Annotated in this window: 1 protein-coding gene; it reads left to right on the top strand. The window is 58.2% G+C overall.

All coding sequences use genetic code 11. The features are described 5' to 3' along the window. Positions 1 to 522, top strand: a 522-nt coding sequence (locus D3H34_RS33765; protein WP_205736892.1) for a DNA cytosine methyltransferase, incomplete at both ends; no start/stop codon positions are given.

A 522-nucleotide genomic window follows, 5' to 3' on the forward strand; every position in this document is an offset into this window, starting at 1 on the left:
GCTCGACGCCTACAGCAAAGCGGGCTACAACGTCACGTATCAAGTCTTGAACGCCAAGGACTACGGTGTGCCGCAATCGCGCAAGCGGCTCTTCATCGTAGGCGTCAGAAAAGACCTGAGCCAAGTATTCGAATTTCCGAAACCGACCCACGGCAAAACGACCAAGACATCAGGTCCGCTTGAGCCCTACGCCTCCCATGGCGACGCCATCAAGGGCTTGCCGCTCTGGCCTGAAGGGGAGTTCTATGAACGGCCGCACGATCCCGAAGGCCACTTTTCCTGGTACTACATGTCGCGGAATCGGAAGGCCAAGTGGGCGGATCCTGCGTTCACAGTCGTGGCGAATTGGCGGCACATCACCCTCCATCCAGCAAGCCCAGTGATGACCCTCACATGGTCGAACCTTGCGGATGGCTGGAAGCAACGCTGGGATTTCTCCGACCAGTACGAACACATTGAAGCAGATCCGAAGCGCAAGAAACTAGAAACGCCGCGCAGGCTTTCCTGGCGCGAGTGCGCGCG

It is taken from the genome of Acidovorax cavernicola, assembly GCF_003581445.1.